Consider the following 18,964-nt stretch of genomic DNA (forward strand, 5'->3'; position numbering starts at 1 on the left):
CAGCTATCCCTTCGATGCCCACCACCGCTTCCCCATGGAAAAATTCTCATTATTATTTAACCACTTGCGTGCAAAAGGGATCGCCACCGAGCGCAACACCTTACGGCCAGGCTCGGTGCGCAGCGACATTTTGGCGCTCGCCCATTGCTCTCGCTATATCAACGACTTTTGCAATAATCAACTTAGCCCCAGTGCCGCCCGCCGCATGGGCCTCCCGTGGAGCGAAGCCCTAGTCCGACGCAGCCTTATTTCACCCAACGGCACCTTGCTCACCGCCCAGCTGGCCCTAAAACACGGCATAGCCTGCCATCTTGCCGGTGGCACTCATCATGCCCATTACGAATTTGCCTCAGGCTTTTGCATCTTTAACGATCTTGCAGTTACTGCGCGCACCCTGTTGGCGCAAAAAAAGTGCAACGCATTCTGATTTTTGACTGTGACGTACATCAGGGCGACGGTACCGCGAGCATTTTACAAAACGACACGGCGGCGTTTACCTGTTCCGTCCACTGCGATAAAAACTTTCCCGTGCGCAAGGCCCGCAGTGACCTCGACATTGAAGTGAGCGTCGCTTGTGGCGACAAAGAATATTTAGCGCTAGTAGCTAGCGGTCTGGAGCAGGCCTTGGCGCTATCGCAGCCAGATTTGGTACTTTATGACGCTGGCGTCGATATCTATGAAAACGACCCCCTCGGCCTGCTCGACATCAGCATTGAGGGCATTCGCGCGCGCGACCAACTGGTATTAAAAACGTGCGTAGCACGGGGGATTCCCGTGGCTACCGTGATTGGTGGGGGCTATGACCGCGATCAGCAGGCCTTAGCCGAAAGACATGCGATTGTGGTTGAAGAGGCCGCTAAACTATTTACACACTTAAACTAAAAAGCGGCCCGAAGGCCGCTTAGCGATCACAGCTACGGTGAATTTAAAGTTGCAGCTGACCGAGGAAGCTGCCCAGCAAACCTTGCAATACGGTCAAGGGGTCAGCATTGGGGTTTAATATTAAGGCAGCTTGCAAATCGCTCACCAAACCACAAGTTGCATCAAGCGGTGTCGTTGCTAATGGACAGGCGCCACCGCCAGCCATTGCCGACGCCACTGGGCCCAACAGTATATCCAAGGGCGTACCCGTCAAGCCGTCACCGCCTTGAGCCGACAAAGCTTCTTGAATCGGTGCCAATTGATCCAGCACAGCATCCAGAGGCGTACCTGTTGTACCGCTGTCACCGCCACCAGCTAGCGCTTCAGTGATGGCCGACTGCAAACCAGCAAGTGGAGTGCCGCTCAGCGGAGCAAGCAATTCTTCGCTGCCAGCACCAAACAACTCAGTAAAGTCGCCTTCGGTTAAGCCACTAAGATCACCGCCGAGCAAAGCCGTTAACGCAGCAACCGCCGTTTCAACCTGACTACTAACAATCGGGCCTTGGTCAGCCTGTTCCTCAATAAACGCAATCGGCGCCACCTCGAGCAATAAATTATTCAGCACATTACTTAAGGTAGACGTCACTGCCGCCGACGTAGCATCCGAATCCATCGACTCCAGCGCTGCCGTTGTCGTCGCCAAATTACTAAACGCTTCATTCAAGGTCACCAACATGCCACCAAGCACCGGCGCGTCAACCACCTGCCCGCTTGGATCCTGAGCAATAACCGACGCCAGACCCTCACTAAACGCCGTGCTCAATTGCTGCATCAGCGCCGCTGCTGATGGCGCCTCGCCGCTGCCGCCGCCATTCGCAGCCGCAATCACCGGTGCTAAAGCATCACCGAGTGGCGCCAACGGGGTACCAGCTAAAGGATTACTGCCGCTTTCACCAGCACTACCGCCAGTGCAGCTAGCACCAGTTAACGACGCCAGCGCCGCGGGAAGATCTGTCGCCAACTCCGTCACCGATGCCTGCAAGCCCGACTCAGAATCGGTCAGCAGCGCCGCGGGATCTGCTAAGGCCGCAGGATCTACCTGCACAAGAATGGAATCTAAAATATCGAGAACGTCAGTAACAATGAAGCCGCCAACGCAATTTATCGCACCTTCCAGCGGGGTACCAGCCGCCGCGCCGGCGAGCTGGGTAATAACCTGTTCAGATAAAGGCTGCTGAACTGCATCTAAGGGACCGTCGACCTCGGAATAACCCGACGTAACCGGCTGCTCTGCCGGAGTTGCACCACCCGCTTTACTGCCGCCACCACCACTGCCGCCACCGCAGCCGGTCAACGCCAAACTGGCACCAAAGCCCACTGCCAGTAAGGTTTTATTAGAAAATAAAAACTTCATACTAAATACTCCGTTAATTAGCTTAATTAAAATGATCGATATCCGCTTAAAAACACGTCCATTTACCTTAGCCTTCCGCGGGTTTTGTGTTTATTACAGCGTTTGGGCGTGTTATTGGCAGTAGATCAAAAACGAGCAATAGATGAAGTAAGGGATAACCGAGGAGAAGCCCGCCATTAGCGCGAATAGCGTCACAAGCTGAGCAAATATCCGGTAGCGAGGGCCTTGCCGTATCTTGTAAAAACAACATCGCGCTTTAACGCCCACTAGGGAATAATGTCGGCTTTGCATGGAATTTTTATTTTATGGCCCACGCCTACGACTGGGACTACCCCAGCCCGTTCACCTTAGATTTCAGCGTTGACGCCAGCCATATCGACGGAATCGGCCATGTTAACAACGCGGTTTATGTCGATTGGTGCCAACAAGCAGGCTGGGGGCATTCACTCGCGCTGGGCCTCAATCTCGACAATTATCGCGACCTAGACGCCGCAATGGTGATTCGCCGCGCCGATTACGACTATATTCTGTCAGCCTACGCTGGCGAAGAATGTGTAATGGGGACTTGGCTTACCGGCAATGATGGCAAACTCACCATGGAGCGACACTTCCAATTGCTTCGCAAAGCCGACGGTAAAAGCTTACTGCGCGGAAATTGGCAGTTGGTGTGCATTCGCATGAGCAATGGTAAACCGCGCCGAATGCCGCCCGAATTTAACAGCCGCTATGGCGACGCGGTGATTGCCACACAAACCAGCCATTCCGTGTAGAATAAGATCGACAAAACTTCATCCCCTTATCACAGAGAGAGCCCAACGGTGACCAATCAATACGCCGAACACCCCGCCATGTTTCGGAATAATCCCTTAGGATTCATCCTAGCGGTTATTCTTATTCCCGCTGCCATCGGCATTCTTATATTGATGGTCTGGTATTTGCGGTGCAAGTCCACCAAATTAGAAATAAACGGCAATGAAGTCATATTGGAAAAGGGCTTAATGAGCAAGGAGCGCACCGAACTGTCGGTGAGCGGTATTCGCACTGTAAAAATCAATCAATCCTTTTTTAACCGCTTATTTAAAGTTGGCACCGTGTCTATTTACACCGCAGGCGACAGCCCAGAAATTCAAGCCGCAGGTATGCCCCGCCCAGAAGTGTTTCGCGAACTGGTCAAAGCTGCGCAAGCCTGAGGACGCCAAGCATGAGCGATAAAATGCCCAGCGACGACCGCCAAGCCGTCAAGATTGCAGTAGCGTCAATTGTGATCCTTGCCCTGCTCGGCGTCGCGACCATGCTATTCCTACCGCTGCTTGGCGCGTTTATCGACCAGCACTTTAGCGCCGGCATGGGTTTAAAAGACGCCGCTGTGGTGGCGTTTTTCACCACCGTTGCCACCCTTGTGATCTTTGCTGTGGCCGCCGGCGACGGTCTGTTAGGCGAGCTGCAATTTATGCTCAGCGGCTTCTTCGGCTTTTTCTTGGTGTTGTGGCTGCTAATTGCGTGGATCTTTTAATGGGCAAAATCCCGCTGGAATTTCGCCATGTTTGACCTCGGCGACCTCACCCTAACGTTTTGTTTTTTTGGCGTGCTCGCTTATTTTTGGCGCGCCCAAGGCACCCGCGAACTCGCACTGCGCGCCACCCGAAAACACCTAGACCAGCAGCAACTACAGCTATTAGACGGCCATGTCGCACTGCGTGCGGTGTGGTGCAAGCCTGACGCTAATGGCCAAATTAAACTCTGGCGCCGCTATATATTTGAATTTACCGCCACCGGTCACGAGCGTTACAAAGGCCAAGTCGTTACCCTCGGCAATCGCATTGAAGGCTTTGAGCTGGAACCCCACCGTTTTCCTAACGACATAATTCACTAGGCCGCCCCTCGCCGCCGAATATAAGAAACTCCCTATGCGCCACGGCACTAGCTTTAATCCCGAACAAGATGTTAATTGGAAAACCCTAAAAGAGCTGATTCCCTACCTGTTGGCATTTCGCCAGCGGATTGGCTTTGCCCTGCTCTGCCTCGTGGCCGCCAAAGTCGCCAGCGTCGGCCTACCGTTTATACTCAAACATATTGTTGACCAGCTCGACAGCAAAGATCAGCCCGCCATTGTCATCCTGCCCTTGGCACTGTTGCTCGCCTACGGCGCGCTGCGCTTTGCCAATGTGTTATTTGGCGAATTGCGCGACACCGCCTTTGGTCGTGTCACTGAAAGTGCCATGCGCAATATCGGCCTCACGGTCTTTAAACATCTGCACTCCTTAGATTTAGATTTTCACCTCAATCGCCGCACTGGCGGTTTATCTCGCGACATCGAGCGCGGCACCAATGGCATTAATTTTCTGCTGCGCTTTATGGTGTTCAATATTGTGCCCACCTTTATTGAGATTGGCTTGGTGGTGGTATTGCTCGGCTGGCGCTACAGCATTTGGTTTGCCCTTATCGTACTGATTGCCGTGGTTTGCTATGTGGCGTTTTCCATTTATGCCACCGAGCGCCGTACCACTTATATTCGCCGCGCCAATGAGGCCGAGTCGCGCAGCAGCAGCCGCGCAGTAGACAGCTTGCTCAATTTTGAAACCGTCAAATATTTTGGCAATGAACACTACGAAGCTCAGCGCTATGACGAAGAGCTGGCCAGCTGGCAATTGGCGCGCCGTCAAAACCGCCTCAGCCTGTTTGCCCTCAACGCCGGCCAAGCCCTGATTATTGCCGCTGCGATGACCGCCGCGATGGTCCTCGCCGCCAGTCAGGTGCAGGCCGAGAAAATGACCCTCGGCGACTTTGTGCTGATCAACGCCTTTATGATGCAAATCTTTATGCCCCTCAATTTCCTCGGCTTTGTCTACCGCGAAATGAAAGGCTCTATGGCCAATATCGAAGCCATGTTTGCCCTGCTTCGCCAGCGGCCCAACATCAATGACGTGGCCGATGCCCCCGCCCTGCAATTGCAGGACGGCTGTATCGAAGTCGAAAACCTCTATTTTCAGTACCACGACGACCGGCCTATTCTCAATAACATTAGTTTCAAGGTTGCCGCCAAACAAAAAGTCGCCATTGTTGGCAGCAGCGGCGCGGGTAAATCCACCCTGCTCAAATTATTGTTCCGTTTTTACGACGCCAGTGGTGGTCGAATTCTGATCGACGGCCAAGATATTAAAAACGTTAGCCAAGCGTCACTGCGGACCGCGTTGGGCATCGTGCCCCAAGACACTGTGCTGTTTAATATGTCGATTCTCGAAAACATTCGCTACGGCCGCATCGACGCCAGCGACGAAGATATCCACGAGGCCATTCGCATGGCCCACCTCAGTGACTTTATCGCCCGTCTGCCCAAGGGTGTCGACACCTTGGTTGGCGAGCGTGGCTTAAAACTCTCTGGCGGCGAAAAACAGCGCGTGGCCATCGCCCGCGCCCTGCTCAAAAAATCACCGATTATGATTTTTGACGAAGCCACCTCGTCATTAGACAGCGCCTCCGAGCGCCTTATTTTAGAGGCCATAAAAGATATCGCCCGCGAGCACACCATGCTGGTAATTGCCCACCGCCTCTCTACCGTGGTCGACGCCGACCATATTTTGGTGCTAGACCAAGGTGAAATTATCGAGCAGGGCAATCACGAGTCTCTGTTGGCACAACAGGGACAATACGCCCACCTGTGGTTGATGCAGCAGCGCGAGCGCACGCCCGCCGTCACTGAGTGATTGCCTGAGGTTGGTGAGTCTTATAGTCTGGAGGCAGATTGATGCGCGGCGTATTATTAGTGTCGCGGCGTCACCGCTCAAAATCGCGCACCGCGCCGCTACCGGAGTAATCAGCAAGCAATGAACGACAGCCACGACCTGCGCCTGATTATTGAATCGCGAATACCCGTAATTATTATCGAAACTTGGGAAGAGCGCCGCGCCTTGTCGCTGCTTACCAAGCTTGGTATTCAGCAAGGCTTACCGGTGTTTTCATGGTCGGTCACCGATGGCCTGCGCCGCGCCGATTTTGACCAAGCCGCCAATCTGCCCCACACCGCAGAACCCGAAGCAGTGCTAAAGCATATTCGCAGTCTCGACAGCGCGGGAATTTACGCACTCTGCGACTTCCACCCCTACCTAAATGACGAGCCCCGCAATATCCGCCTCATCAAAGAAATTGCCATGCACGCCGAAGACAGCGGCAAAAGCTTGGTTTTCATCAGCCACGCTTTTAGTATTCCCAGCGAATTTAAACGCCACAGCGCCCGCTTCAGCTTGTCGATGCCCGAGGACCACAAGCTGCGCGCCGCCATTTACAAAGAAGCCCAAAACTTCAGTAGCACCACCGGTCGCAAGGTAAAAACCGACCGCGACGCCCTCGACAAACTTATCAATAATTTACGTGGCCTATCCCTAGACGACGCTCGCAAGCTGGCCCGCGGCGCGATTTTTCAAGACGGCGCCATCACCCACTCAGACCTCAGCAGCGTGAACAAAGCCAAGTTTGAACTGCTGGATATGGACGGCGTATTAAGCTTTGAATACGACACCGAAAACTTTGCCAATGTTGGCGGCCTGAGCAAACTTAAAGACTGGCTAGGCAAGCGCGAACAGGCATTCCAACAGGGCGGCGCCGATTCGCCCAAGGGCATTATGCTGGTCGGTGTGCAGGGCGGCGGCAAAAGTTTGGCCGCCAAAGCGGTCGCCGGTTTATGGGGAATGCCGCTGCTGCGCATGGACATGGGCGCACTCTACAATAAATTTTTTGGCGAGTCGGAACGCAATGTGCGCGAAGCACTTAAGCTTGCCGAGACCATGGCGCCCTGCGTGTTATGGATCGACGAAATTGAAAAAGGCATCGGCAGCGACGATCACGACGGCGGCACTTCCAAGCGAATATTAGCCACACTACTAACGTGGATGGCCGAGCGCCAACACCCAGTATTTGTGGTTGCCACTGCCAATAATATTCAGCGCCTACCCCCAGAGCTGATTCGCAAAGGTCGCCTCGACGAGGTGTTTTTTGTCGACCTGCCCTCAGAACAAGTGCGCCAACAGATCTTTGCCATTCATATTGAAAAACGCGGCTACCCGCTAGCCAATTTCCGCTGCTTGGAGCTGAGCACCGCCAGCGCCGGCTTTACCGGCGCCGAGATTGAACAGGCCATTGTCGCCGCGCGCTACTCGGCCAAGGCTCGCAACGAAGACTTGTGCACTGCCCATATTCTGGCCGAAATCGACGCCACCGTGCCGCTATCCATCACCATGAGCGAACAACTCAACGCCCTGCGCGCGTGGTGCCAAAGTAGAGCAGTAGCGGCAGACTGATAAATAGCGGCTCACCAGCGCAGGCAAAATGGCATAATAACGAGCAGGCACAGCGCCTGCTTTATCGCATCACACTGCTGCATTACTACCAACGGATTATCCATGCCGCTTCTCGCTTTAGAACATTTGCTCTGCCCACTCGACCAGCACCCCTTGCACCGCGACGGCAAAACTTGGCGCTGTAGCAACAACCACTGCTTCGATATAGCCAAGCAGGGCTATGTTAATTTACTGCCGGTGCAGAACAAAAAATCCCTCGATCCCGGCGACAGCCAAATCATGATTCAGGCCCGCCGCCAGTTTTTAGACAGCGGCGCCTATGCCCCCCTCGGCCAAGCTCTGGCAGAAGCCGTTGCTGAGCTCTGCGGCCAACACAGCGAGCTCGCCATTCTCGATGCCGGCTGTGGCGAGGGCTATTATCTCAACACCGTGTGCACGAATTTACTCAACGCCAGACCCGAACTCGCCCTCACCGCCACCGGCTTAGACATTTCCAAATGGGCGGTGCGCACCACCCGCAGCCGTAACTCCGGCATCAACGGTTTAGTGGCCAGCAACCGGCAAATTCCCCTGCCCGACAACAGCCAAGATATTCTGCTCTGCACCTTTGGCTTTCCGGTATTCAGTGAATTTCAGCGGGTAGTCAAAGCCGGCGGCCATATTGTGATGGTCGACCCCGGCCCCGAGCATTTGATTGAACTGCGCCAGCAAATTTACGAAGAAATCCGACGTTCGCCCCCCGCCAGCCTCGCGGCGGGACTCAATGACAAATGGCAACTAAGCAGCGATACCGCACTGCGCTTTAGCACCCCTAAACTCAGCGCCGAATTATTTGAGCAACTGCTGATTATGACCCCCCATCTCTACCGCGCCAGCAAAGCTGGCCGCGAGCGCGCCGCCAAACTCGAAGACTTAGCACTAAGCGCGGATGTCAGTATTCGGGTCATCAGCCACCTAGCCTAGGCGCTACTGAAAACCCTTGCTGCAGTGAACGTGGCCTACTTATTGCTGTCATTTATACAGCTTCTCAAATAAGTGGGGGCGACATCAGCGCGTCACCTTCTGCCCTTATGCTTGTCGATCCGCGTATTCAACTGGGCCTATAGCCAAGGCCCTTATACGAACCAACAAGATGTGTTGCCACACAATAATGGATGGATTCACTATGCAGCAACTCAACGGCCTCGACGCCCTTTTCGCCCACAACGAGCGCCAGCACGCGCCAATGCATATAGCGGCGCTGATGGTTTACACCCCAAAAACCGTTAAACACAAAAAATTTCAACTGCAAGAAGTACGCGGCAGCATTGAGCAGCGGCTATCGCTGTCAGCCATTTTCCGGCGGCGCCTGCTCACCGTGGCCTATAATCTCGACCAGCCCTACTGGCTGGAAGATATAAATTTCAAGCTCGACAATCACATCAAAAGCCACGAACTCAGCGCCAACACCACTGATGAAGATTTTCAGCATTTTCTCGCCGAGCTCCACCGCCAGCCAATGGACATGCAGCGCCCGCTCTGGGAAGCCCACCTCATCAGTGGCATGGATCGCCTGCCCGGCTACGCCAAGGGCAGCTTTGGCCTGTATATGAAGGTGCATCACGCCGCCTTAGATGGCGTATCCGGCACCGATATTCTCGCTGCCCTGCACGGCCTTAAACCCCGCGCATTCAAAGCCGCGGCCGCCACTGACAACTGGCAGGGTGAGACGCCACCAAGCCCTTGGAGCGTCGCCCGCAAAGCCTATATTAATAATCTGCGCAAGCCCTTACAGCTGATTCAGCAAGCCCGCGAACTCATGCCAAAACTGCGCAAGGAACTCGACACCGAACCCCGCGATCACGCCACCCCCGTCAGCTGGCAAAAGTCGCCCTTTAATACTCGCATCGACGCCCAGCGCAATGTGCTGCTGGTGCGCTTTGACTTTACCAGGCTACGCAGTATTCGCCGCCACTTCCCCCACACCACCGTCAATCACGTCATTTTATGTATCATCGGCGGCGCCCTGCGCAACTATTTAATTGCGTTGAACAAACTCCCCAGCAATTCGCTAGCATCGCTTATTCCGGTCAATGTTCGCAGCCGCGATCAAGACAACTGTGGCAACGCCATCAGTATGCTGATTGGCAATTTACGCACCGACATCGAAGACCCTCTACAACGTTTGTTGGCGGTGCGCGACGGCGCTAATTCAGCCAAAAAGCTCAGTGACCATATTGGTCGCAGCACCCTGAGCAACGTCTGTCGTGCCCTGCCCAGCAGTATCGAAGCCGGTGTACTGCGCGCCCTGTCGGCCCTCGCTTACTGGCCCGGAGGGGTCGCCATGCCCGCCTGCACCTTTGTGAGCAATGTACCTGGACCACCAGTGCCGCTGTATTTTAACGACGCCAAATTAGTGGATATGCTCGGCCTCGGTTTAATTATGGATCACGTAGGCCTCTTTCATGTGGCCATGAGCTACAACGGCGTAATGACCCTGTCGGTACTCAGCAGCCCCAAAACCCTGCATGAGCCCGAGCTCTACCGCCGCTGCCTGCTTGAGTCCTTTGCCGCGTTGGATAACAGCGTAAAATCCGCCGCCACAACGAACTAATCTGAATTTGGCCTTGAAATTAGTGAGCAAATCCCCATTTCTAATGTCACATAAACGGATATAAAAACTCGCTCGCTAAGGGACCTCCCTCGATGACGGAAAAACACGCTATCAGCCAGTTGCGCAACTGGCTGACTTCGCAAATTATTGGCCAGCAAAGTTTGGTCGACCGCTTACTTATCGCCCTGCTGGCCGACGGCCATTTACTGGTCGAGGGCGCACCTGGGCTGGCTAAAACTAAAGCGATTAAAACCTTGTCTGACGGTATCGCGGCCAGTTTTCAGCGCATTCAGTTTACCCCCGACTTGTTGCCCGGCGATGTTACCGGCAGTGATATTTACCGGCCAGAAACCGGTGCCTTTGAATTTCAGCCCGGCCCGATATTTCACAACTTAGTCTTGGCCGACGAAATCAACCGCGCGCCCGCCAAAGTGCAATCGGCGCTGCTAGAAGCCATGGCCGAGCGTCAGGTCAGCGTGGGCAGTAACACCCTGCAGCTGCCGCCCTTGTTTCTGGTAATGGCCACCCAAAACCCATTGGAGCAGGAAGGCACCTACCCGCTGCCAGAAGCCCAGCTCGACCGCTTTTTAATGCACGTGAACGTCGCCTACCCCGACGCGGCGGCAGAACTGGAAATTCTGCGCCGCGTGCGCGCCGAAGCCAAAGGCGAGATTAGCCAGCCCGAGCCTCTCAGCCAAGACATCTTGCTAGCGGCCCGCGAGCAGATACTCAATTTACACATGGCCGAAGCGGTAGAGGAATACATGGTGCAGCTGGTTATTGCCAGCCGTGAACCCGCCCGCCTCGACGCCGAGTTAGCCGGGTGGTTAGAAGTGGGCGCCAGCCCCCGCGCCACCATTGCCCTCGACCGCTGCGCCCGCGCCCACGCCTGGCTCAACGACCGCGACTACGTTAGCCCCGACGACGTGCAAGCCATTGCCCACGACGTATTGCGCCACCGCCTTATTCTCAGCTTTGAAGCCGAGGCCGACGGCATTCGTAAAGACCATATTATCGACCGCCTGCTGCAGGTGGTGCCGGTGGCATGAGCAGCCTGCCACGGGGCAATTTTAGCGCGCCGGTTCAGGGCGCCATTGTGGATCAGCAGGCGCTGATCCACACCCGTTTTGCCGGCGCACAATTGCGCGCCACCCCCAAGCGCCGCCATTTTGCCAAACAGAGTGGCAGCCACGCCTCGCCGGTAAAAGGCAGGGGCTTGGCCTTTCATCATGTGCGGGAATATCAGGGTGGCGACGAAATTCGCCATATCGACTGGCGAGTCACCGCGCGCACCGCCAAAGCCCACACCAAGATATTTGAAGAGGAAAAAGAGCGCCCAGTAGTGCTCTGCCTAGACCAGCGCAACAGCATGTTTTTTGGCAGTCGCCACTGTTTCAAATCGGTGCTCGCCTGCCACGTTGCGGCCACCCTCGCTTGGGCCGGCTTAGACAATAACGATCGGGTTGGCGGTTTGGTATTTACCGACAGCCAGCACCGCGAAGTGCGGCCGCGGCGCAGTCACCGCGCAGTGTTAAATTTTATACACACCGCCGCCAGCTACAATCAGCAATTGGCCGACACCAGTGCAAGCGGCGATGAGCTTATCGATGCGCCGCAAAGTCTCGCCAAGGCCTTTGAAGAATTGCGCCGCATCACAAGGCCCGGCTCCACGGTATATGTCGTCAGCGATTTTAACGGTTTTGAACAAGACGCCGAGCGCCAGCTTCATCTCATTGCGCGGCACAACGATGTTATCGCCGTTGCGATTCAAGACCCACTCGAAGACAGCTTACCTGGTGCGGGCATGTATTCGGTCAGCAATGGGCGGGAGCGTTTGCAGTTAATGGTTAACCCCGCGCTGCGCCAACAATTTCACGAGCGCCGCGAGCAAGCCCAACTGCGGCTAAAAGCCAGCTTGCGCCGCGCCGGTATTCATCATATTTCACTGGCAACCGATGCGCCGTTTTTTGACACCTTGCAACGGGGCATGATGGGCAAATGAATCTCGTCATGACAACACCACTATGAATACGCCTAGCCCAACCCAGCTCCCAGCGGGTGCAAATCCCCTAGACCAGCTAGCGGATATTCATCTGCCCCCCGCCGTTCCCAACTTTCCTTGGGCACTGGGCTGGTGGGTAGTAATTATATTATGCCTTTGTTTAATTGCAGCCGCTTACTGGCTGTGGCGGCACTACCGCCGACGCAGCGCCTACCGCCGCGCCGCGCAATTAGAATTAGCCGCCCTAAAGGCCATCGACAACGACGCCGAGTTTGCCCGCCAGCTCAATCAATTATTGCGAAGAGTTGCTATTCATTGCCAACAATCTAAACCCGCTGCGCCTGCACTAGCTGGCCTCAGTGGCGAGCAATGGCAAACCTTTATTTACTATGGCTGCGGCGCTAAACCCGCGTTTACCGAGGCCAATCTCGATGCCTTGTTTGCGGCAGCCTATCAGGCTCACGCCGCGCCCCTAGATCGCCAGCAGCTGCTTAAGCAAGCGCAGCAGTGGATCGCCCGTCATCGGAGCCATTATGTTTGAATTGCAATGGCCATGGATTTTTGTGCTACTACCGCTACCCCTGCTAGTCCGCTGGCTGTCTAAAGCGCAAACCAGCGCCAGCGGCGCCGCACTGCGGGTGCCGTTTTTTAGCCAATTGCGCAGCTTAAGTGGCGAGCAATCGGCCCCCGTACACAGCAGTAATAAATTCGATTTACTGCTGATGTTACTGCTATGGATCGCCCTCTTGCTGGCCAGCGCCAGACCAATTTGGATTGGCGACGCCGTTGCCATGCCCACTAAGGGCCGCGACCTTATGCTCGCGGTCGACATCTCCGGCTCAATGTCGCAAGAAGACATGATCATTCAAGATGAGGCGCTGCCGCGGATCACTGTTGTTAAAGCGGTCGTTAATCAATTTGTACAACAGCGCCGCGGCGACAAGCTCGGCCTGATCCTGTTTGGCAGTCAGCCCTATATTCAGTCACCCCTGACCTTCGACCTCGACACCGTTAACACCTTAATGGACGAGGCCCAAGTTGGCTTTGCGGGTAAACAAACCGCCATCGGCGACGCCATTGGCTTTGCCATAAAGCGCCTGCGCGAACGACCAGAAAACAGCCGAGTCGTGGTGCTCCTTACCGACGGCGCCGACACTGCCAGCAATTTAAACCCCCTCGAAGCCAGCAAATTAGCCGCTGCCGAAAACATTAAGATCTACACCATCGGTGTTGGCGCCACTGAGATGCGTGTACCCGGTATATTTGGCAGCAACTTTGGCGCGCGCACCGTCAACCCGTCGGCCGATCTAGATGAAGACACCCTGCAAAGCATTGCCGACACCACCGGCGGCGCCTATTACCGCGCCCGCAACCCCGCTGAATTACAGGCCGCGTATGCCGCCATCGCCGCATTAGAACCTATTGACCAAGAGCAGGAAATGCTCCGCCCCGAGCGCTCGCTACTGCACTGGCCGCTGCTCTTCGCCGCCGGCCTGTGGCTGCTATTAGCGCTCAAGCGCAATCTACCCGAACTCGCGCCCCGCAAGCCTGCGCCAAACCAAAATGGGGGCACGCTATGACCCTGCCAAGCTTGCACTGGATACGCCCAGACTTACTGTGGACAGCGATTCCCCTAATCATCGCCGCCTTGCTCCTCGCGCGGCAAAGCCGCCAGCAGGGCGCTTGGCAAAAGCATATCGACCCCAGCCTACTACCCTATTTGCTTGACGGTAAAAGTGGCGCCAAACCCGCTCGATCACTGACATTATTATTTTTGCTTAGCGCCATCGCTTGGCTCGCCTTACTTGGCCCCGCTTGGGAGCAAGCCCCCACCCCGCTCTACAAAAACACCGAGGGCATGGTGGTGGTGCTGGATTTATCCCCGTCGATGTTGGCGGAAGATATTCAACCCTCGCGCATTCGCCAGGCGCGCTTCAAACTCCGCGATCTATTGCAGCTGCGCCAAGATGGTCAAACCGGCTTAGTGGTATTCGCCGCGGATGCCTTTGTGGTGGCACCGCTCACCGACGACGTAAACACCTTGCTCACGCTGATTCCCGGCCTGCACCCAGGCATGATGCCGCAGATTGGCAGCAATCCGCTGGCCGGCGTAACACTCGCCAAAGACCTGTTAGACCAAAACGGTGGCAGCGGCAGAATTCTGCTTATTACCGACGGTATCAATAAAGCGCAGTTAAATGGCTTGCAGAAATTCCTCGACGACAGCCCCTACCCGCTCTCGGTATTGGCGGTTGGCACTCGCGACGGCGCCCCCATTCCCCTGCCCGAGGGCGGCTTTGCCAAAGACAGCAGCGGTAATATTATTGTGCCCGCCCTTAGCGTTAGCGAGCTGCGCGCCTTGGCGAGTTCAGGCAATGGCGATTATCGCGAACTCAGCTTAGACGACAGCGATATCCGCGCCTTAAACCCCGACGCCGCCAGTAGCGCAGAGAGCGCCACCGGCAAAAATTCCGAGCGTCAATTTGACCAATGGAAAGACGCTGGCGCGTGGCTAGTCTTATTGCTATTGCCATTGAGCCTACTCGGTTTTCGGCGCAGCTGGCTACCCAATGTGCTGCTACCGCTGCTATTGCCGCTACTATTACTCGCCCAGCCAAACACCGCCAATGCCCTAGAATTTAACGACCTATGGCAAACCCCAGACCAGCGCGGCGCAGCCTTATTAGAGCGCGACCCCGCCGCGGCTGCCGAGCAATTTAAAGACCCCGCGTGGCGGGCCAGTGCCCAGTATCGCGCCGGCGATTATGCCGCAGCCGCCGAGAGCTATGCCCAACTTAGCGGTAGCGATGCCGCCTATAATCGCGGCAATGCGCTAGCAAAGGCTGGCAAACTAGAGGAAGCCATCGCCGCCTTCGAGGAAGCACTGGCACAAGACCCCGACATGAGCGATGCCCAGCGCAATAAAGCCATTGTCGAGGATTTGAAAAAGCAGCAAGAACAGCAGCAGGACCAGTCACAAGACCAATCCCAGAAAGGCGACGGCGACAAATCAGATAAAGATCAACAGTCTGAATCATCTGATCAGCAAGACCAAGATGGAAAAGACAACAACCAGAAAGAAAATCAAGACGGCAAGCAAGGCGACTCATCGCAACAAGATAAATCTGAGCAGCATAATTCTGATCAAAAAAATAGCGGTAAGAATGATCAGCAAAACGACAAGTCAGAATCCCAAGACGCTACCGAGCAAGATCAAGCCGAAAGCAGTGCTGATCGAGAAAAGCAGCAGCAAGCGGAGCAGCGCAAGTCTGAACTCGCCGAAGACTACGCCAAACAAGCTGCCGAGCAAAAGCCTGGAGAAGACGCTCCAGACGCCGACCCCAAAGAAAACGGCAAGCCCGCCGGCGCAGTAGAGTCCCAAGCGCCGCTGAGCGAAGCTGACCAATCAAAAGAGCAATGGCTGCGCAAAATACCGGATAACCCCGACAATTTATTGCGCAACAAATTTCAGTATCAACACCAGCTCCGCCAACATCGCGGCGAGCAAATCGAGAGGGAGGATTATGCGCCTTATTAATCCCATTAGCCTTGCCCGCACCCACTACGCCACAGCGAGCACCACCCAGCCTATGAAGCGACATTCAGCCCACCGCCACTTTGGCGCACTGCAATTGGTGCTTATTTTATTCAGCATACTAAGCGGCATGCCAAGCGCGTTTGCCGACACCAGTGTGCGCGCCAGTGTTGATCGCAACCAAATATCCAGCGAAGAAACCTTTATATTATCGCTGGTCGCCGACAGTATTTTATTCACTGACGAACCCGACATCAGCGCGCTGGAAAATGATTTTCACGTTATTAGACGCCAGCAAAGCAGCCGCACCAATATCATCAACGGCAAGGTAAATAGCAGTCGCCAATGGGACTACACCCTCGCCCCCAAGCGCGAGGGTAATTTAACCATCCCCGCCATTACGATGGGCAAATACCAGACCAGGGCGCTGACCATATCCGTAAGCAAAGCGAGCAGCCAATCGCGGGGCAGTAATGGCGACAGCGTGTATTTAGAATCCGACGTCACCCCGCGCTCAGCCTATGTGCAGGGTGAGCTGCAATACACGGTGAAAATCTTTACCTCGGTGAATTTCTTAGACGCTTCCCTAGAAGCACCCGAAGTGGATAACGCGGTAATTGAAGCCACCGGCGAGCAGCGCTATCAAACCTTGGTAGACGGCCGCTACTACCAAGTTATTGAACGTCATTATTCAATCTATCCGCAAACCAGTGGCGACCTGACAATTCCGGCGCTTACCTTACAGGCGCGGGTTGAAGGCTATCGACCATCAATGCTCGACCCTGGCCGCCTTGTAGTGAAGCGCAGCCAAGAACATCGACTCAAAATTATGCCGCCACCAGCAGAGTTTAAGGGCGCGGTATGGTTGCCCGCCAAGGAGTTAGTGCTCAATGAAAACTGGAGTAAAGACCCCGACAATATTCGAGTTGGCGACTCCATCACCCGCACAGTAAGTATTCAGGCCGACGGTTTACTGGGCTCGCAGTTACCGAGTTTGCCCATTTATACATTGAGTAATGCCAAACTCTACCCCGACCAAGCCAAGATAGAAAAAGGCGACGAACAATCGAAATGGACTGGCATCCGCAGCGAATCGATGGCGATTATTCCCACCAAAGCCGGCGAATTTATTCTGCCCGAGGTGCGGATTCCCTGGTGGAACACCAAGACTAACAAAACCGAAGTAGCCGTCTTAGCCGAGCGCCGCATTACGGTTAGACCGGCACTGCTCGGCAATGGCAGTAACAATACTGACGCCACGCCAAACAACTTGACGGCAGGCGGCACCAGCCAAGCGGCCAACACAGCTAGCAATCCGAACCCCAATAATGACGACGCAACGAGCACCGCTACCAGCCCGCTACTGTGGTCGCTTATCGCCCTGCTCTGCCTCAGCAATGCCGCGTTTGCCGCCGCGTGGTATCGCGCTCGCCACAGCACGCCAAACGCTGCCAACAGCACCAAAGCAGAGGGAAAAACAACGAGTGAAAGCCAGGCATTTAGCCAATTGAAAAAGTGTGTGCAGAGCGCCGCCGCTGCGCCAATGCTGCGCTCGGCCCTAATTCACTGGGCTCAGGCCCATTACCAGCAAAGCTTAAGCCTAAGCCAATTAGCACAACGCGCCAGCGAACTTAAGCCCTATTGCGACGCCCTCGATGCCCAATTATTTTCCCAGCAAGGCGGGGAAATCGATGCAAAGGCCCTGATTGAGGCAGTTAAAACCCTGCGCGGCAGAACCGCCAAAAGGAGCGCAGAGACCGCCCCATTAGCGCCACTGTATCCGTCTAAGGTTTAAGCGCGGTGCTCAGGTTCTGGCGGATTGCGCAATACCAGCACGCCGCCAATCACCACACAGAGAATGCCTACAAGGGTTAGCTGGTCTGGAATATGATCCCAAATCAACCAGTCTAAAAGCCCGCTAAACACCACCGCAAAATAACTAATCGGCGCCGACACCGACGCCGAAATATAACGGTAGGCCAAGGTATAAAGCACAAAGCCCAAATAAATCACCACGCCCATATACAACAAGCCCAGCCACGCCGTGCGGGGAATGGGCTGATAATTAAATAGGAAGAAGGGCAGGCTAACGATGACCGAAATCAAAAAGTAGTAAAACAAAATTCTGTTTTGAGGCTCGCCCTGCATTAACTCGCGGGTGCTCACCATCGACACCGCCAACCCCAACGCAGACAACAGGGCCAATACATGCCACAGACTAAAGCCGGCAAAACCCGGCTTTAGTACCAGTATTACCCCGACAAACCCCACCACCAAGGGCGGCCAGGCATGGCGGCTCACGCGCTGCTTAAACCACAGTAAAAGCACCAATGGCACCATCAGTGGCGCCGAGGCCCGCAACAAGGTCGCCTCAACCAGTGCGATATGCGTTAGTGCGAGGTAAAACAAATAGAAACACGCACAGCCGCTAATGCCGCGAATTAAGTGTAAACCCGGCCGCGTAGTCACTAGGCCCGCTCGCCCAGAGCGTAATATAGCGGGCAACGCAAACAGAAAGCTTAGACCGTATTGCACCATAACTATCGCAGAAACATGAACTTCTTGGGAAACGTGCTTACCCACCGCCGCCACCGTACTCGATAAAAACACGGTAATTAACGACAGCGACAATCCAGTTAGCAATTGCTTTTGAGGGGCAGAAATAATCAATGACTAATCTCTAAAGTCCGGCAGATAGCACACCCACCTCGTCGAGGTAGTATCAGGCTGGCACTATAAAGAGCGCGCTGGCATTTAGCTAGTCCGTAATGGGGGCGCAAAAAAGCCCGCAACCCACGCAAGATCACGTGGGTGCGGGCTTAGTCATGCCAATATGAAGCGAAATTTACTTGCTAGCGCCGCACTTGGCTTCGCCACATTTGCCTTCTTTAGCGGCTTTATCGGCGCCGCATTTAGCTTCGCCACACTTGCCTTCTTTAGCAGACTTATCGGCACCGCACTTGGCCTCACCACATTTGGCTTCTTTGGCCGCTTTATCGGCGCCGCACTTAGCTTCACCACATTTGCCTTCAGCGTCTTTGGCGTAATTCGCCAACTGATAGCCACTGCTCATTACTTTGGCGGCAAAGGGGTTGGTATCGGCTACAGCAACTGAGGCCATAGAAGAAGCGAGCATTGCAGCACCAAACGCAGTCATTGCAGTTTTTTTCATGTTGTCATCACCTTGATAAATTAATTGTTTAAATTGGTCGCCGCATGACGACTCTGCTCATTAGAGGTATTCAACCAGCCAGTGTTACAAGCC

The 18,964-nt window shown here is 54.8% G+C and carries 17 protein-coding genes and 1 pseudogene; 15 read left to right on the forward strand and 3 right to left on the reverse strand.

Going from position 1 to position 18,964, the window contains the following annotated elements; genetic code table 11:
- Positions 1-34 precede the first annotated feature (34 nt).
- A pseudogene (locus AB4876_RS14400) lies at positions 35-882 on the forward strand (histone deacetylase family protein).
- 43 nt (positions 883-925) lie between these two features.
- Here the strand turns inward: AB4876_RS14400 and AB4876_RS14405 are convergent.
- On the reverse strand, positions 926-2,275 hold the full coding sequence (locus AB4876_RS14405) for a hypothetical protein (RefSeq protein ID WP_368382476.1): 1,350 nt from the start codon (positions 2,273-2,275) through the stop codon (positions 926-928).
- Positions 2,276-2,580: 305 nt separating this feature from the next.
- Between AB4876_RS14405 and AB4876_RS14410 the strand changes: the two genes are divergently transcribed.
- The 14 genes from AB4876_RS14410 (at position 2,581) to AB4876_RS14475 (ending at position 17,494) form a co-directional block, all read left to right on the forward strand.
- Entirely contained in the window at positions 2,581-3,045 is a 465-nt protein-coding gene (locus AB4876_RS14410; RefSeq protein ID WP_368382477.1) for an acyl-CoA thioesterase, read from the forward strand.
- Between the two features lie 48 nt (positions 3,046-3,093).
- Positions 3,094-3,465 (forward strand): PH domain-containing protein, encoded by a 372-nt coding sequence (locus AB4876_RS14415; protein WP_368382478.1) that lies wholly within the window; start codon positions 3,094-3,096, stop codon positions 3,463-3,465.
- 11 nt (positions 3,466-3,476) lie between these two features.
- Positions 3,477-3,788, forward strand: a complete 312-nt coding sequence (locus AB4876_RS14420; RefSeq protein ID WP_368382479.1) for a hypothetical protein — start codon at positions 3,477-3,479, stop codon at positions 3,786-3,788.
- A gap of 27 nt (positions 3,789-3,815) precedes the next feature.
- Positions 3,816-4,148, forward strand: coding sequence for a DUF3301 domain-containing protein (locus AB4876_RS14425; RefSeq protein WP_368382480.1), 333 nt, complete (start codon positions 3,816-3,818; stop codon positions 4,146-4,148).
- A 34-nt stretch (positions 4,149-4,182) separates the two neighbouring features.
- Entirely contained in the window at positions 4,183-5,979 is a 1,797-nt protein-coding gene (locus AB4876_RS14430; protein ID WP_368382481.1) for an ABCB family ABC transporter ATP-binding protein/permease, read from the forward strand.
- 120 nt (positions 5,980-6,099) lie between these two features.
- The gene (locus AB4876_RS14435) at positions 6,100-7,569 is read left to right on the forward strand and encodes an AAA family ATPase (RefSeq protein ID WP_368382482.1); all 1,470 of its coding nucleotides are present in this window, start codon (positions 6,100-6,102) and stop codon (positions 7,567-7,569) included.
- A gap of 102 nt (positions 7,570-7,671) precedes the next feature.
- Positions 7,672-8,532: a putative RNA methyltransferase gene (locus AB4876_RS14440; protein ID WP_368382483.1), complete on the forward strand. Its 861-nt coding sequence runs from the start codon at positions 7,672-7,674 to the stop codon at positions 8,530-8,532.
- A gap of 202 nt (positions 8,533-8,734) precedes the next feature.
- Positions 8,735-10,162, forward strand: coding sequence for a wax ester/triacylglycerol synthase family O-acyltransferase (locus AB4876_RS14445; protein ID WP_368382484.1), 1,428 nt, complete (start codon positions 8,735-8,737; stop codon positions 10,160-10,162).
- A 92-nt stretch (positions 10,163-10,254) separates the two neighbouring features.
- Positions 10,255-11,211 carry an AAA family ATPase gene (locus AB4876_RS14450; RefSeq protein ID WP_368382485.1) on the forward strand — a complete coding sequence of 319 codons (957 nt, stop codon included), beginning with the start codon at positions 10,255-10,257 and terminating at the stop codon, positions 11,209-11,211.
- The gene (locus tag AB4876_RS14455) at positions 11,208-12,164 is read left to right on the forward strand and encodes a DUF58 domain-containing protein (RefSeq protein WP_368382486.1); all 957 of its coding nucleotides are present in this window, start codon (positions 11,208-11,210) and stop codon (positions 12,162-12,164) included. The genes AB4876_RS14450 and AB4876_RS14455 overlap by 4 nt, the downstream gene beginning before the upstream one ends.
- A 22-nt stretch (positions 12,165-12,186) precedes the next feature.
- On the forward strand, positions 12,187-12,705 hold the full coding sequence (locus AB4876_RS14460; RefSeq protein WP_368382487.1) for a DUF4381 domain-containing protein: 519 nt from the start codon (positions 12,187-12,189) through the stop codon (positions 12,703-12,705).
- Positions 12,698-13,744 (forward strand): VWA domain-containing protein, encoded by a 1,047-nt coding sequence (locus AB4876_RS14465; RefSeq protein ID WP_368382488.1) that lies wholly within the window; start codon positions 12,698-12,700, stop codon positions 13,742-13,744. The genes AB4876_RS14460 and AB4876_RS14465 overlap by 8 nt, the downstream gene beginning before the upstream one ends.
- On the forward strand, positions 13,741-15,702 hold the full coding sequence (locus AB4876_RS14470) for a VWA domain-containing protein (RefSeq protein WP_368382489.1): 1,962 nt from the start codon (positions 13,741-13,743) through the stop codon (positions 15,700-15,702). The genes AB4876_RS14465 and AB4876_RS14470 overlap by 4 nt, the downstream gene beginning before the upstream one ends.
- Positions 15,689-17,494 (forward strand): BatD family protein, encoded by a 1,806-nt coding sequence (locus AB4876_RS14475; RefSeq protein WP_368382490.1) that lies wholly within the window; start codon positions 15,689-15,691, stop codon positions 17,492-17,494. Before AB4876_RS14470 ends, AB4876_RS14475 begins: the two co-directional genes overlap by 14 nt.
- On the opposite strand, the gene AB4876_RS14480 is transcribed toward AB4876_RS14475, so the two are convergent.
- Both AB4876_RS14480 and AB4876_RS14485 read right to left on the reverse strand, forming a co-directional pair.
- The gene (locus AB4876_RS14480; RefSeq protein ID WP_368382491.1) at positions 17,491-18,369 is read right to left on the reverse strand and encodes a DMT family transporter; all 879 of its coding nucleotides are present in this window, start codon (positions 18,367-18,369) and stop codon (positions 17,491-17,493) included. The two genes, AB4876_RS14475 and AB4876_RS14480, sit on opposite strands and share 4 nt — an antisense overlap.
- A 175-nt stretch (positions 18,370-18,544) precedes the next feature.
- Positions 18,545-18,871 carry an HvfA family oxazolone/thioamide-modified RiPP metallophore gene (locus tag AB4876_RS14485; protein WP_368382492.1) on the reverse strand — a complete coding sequence of 109 codons (327 nt, stop codon included), beginning with the start codon at positions 18,869-18,871 and terminating at the stop codon, positions 18,545-18,547.
- Positions 18,872-18,964 lie beyond the last annotated feature (93 nt).

Origin of the sequence: Zhongshania guokunii (assembly GCF_040892635.1) — a bacterium.
Taxonomy (GTDB): Bacteria; Pseudomonadota; Gammaproteobacteria; order Pseudomonadales; family Spongiibacteraceae; genus Spongiibacter; species Spongiibacter guokunii.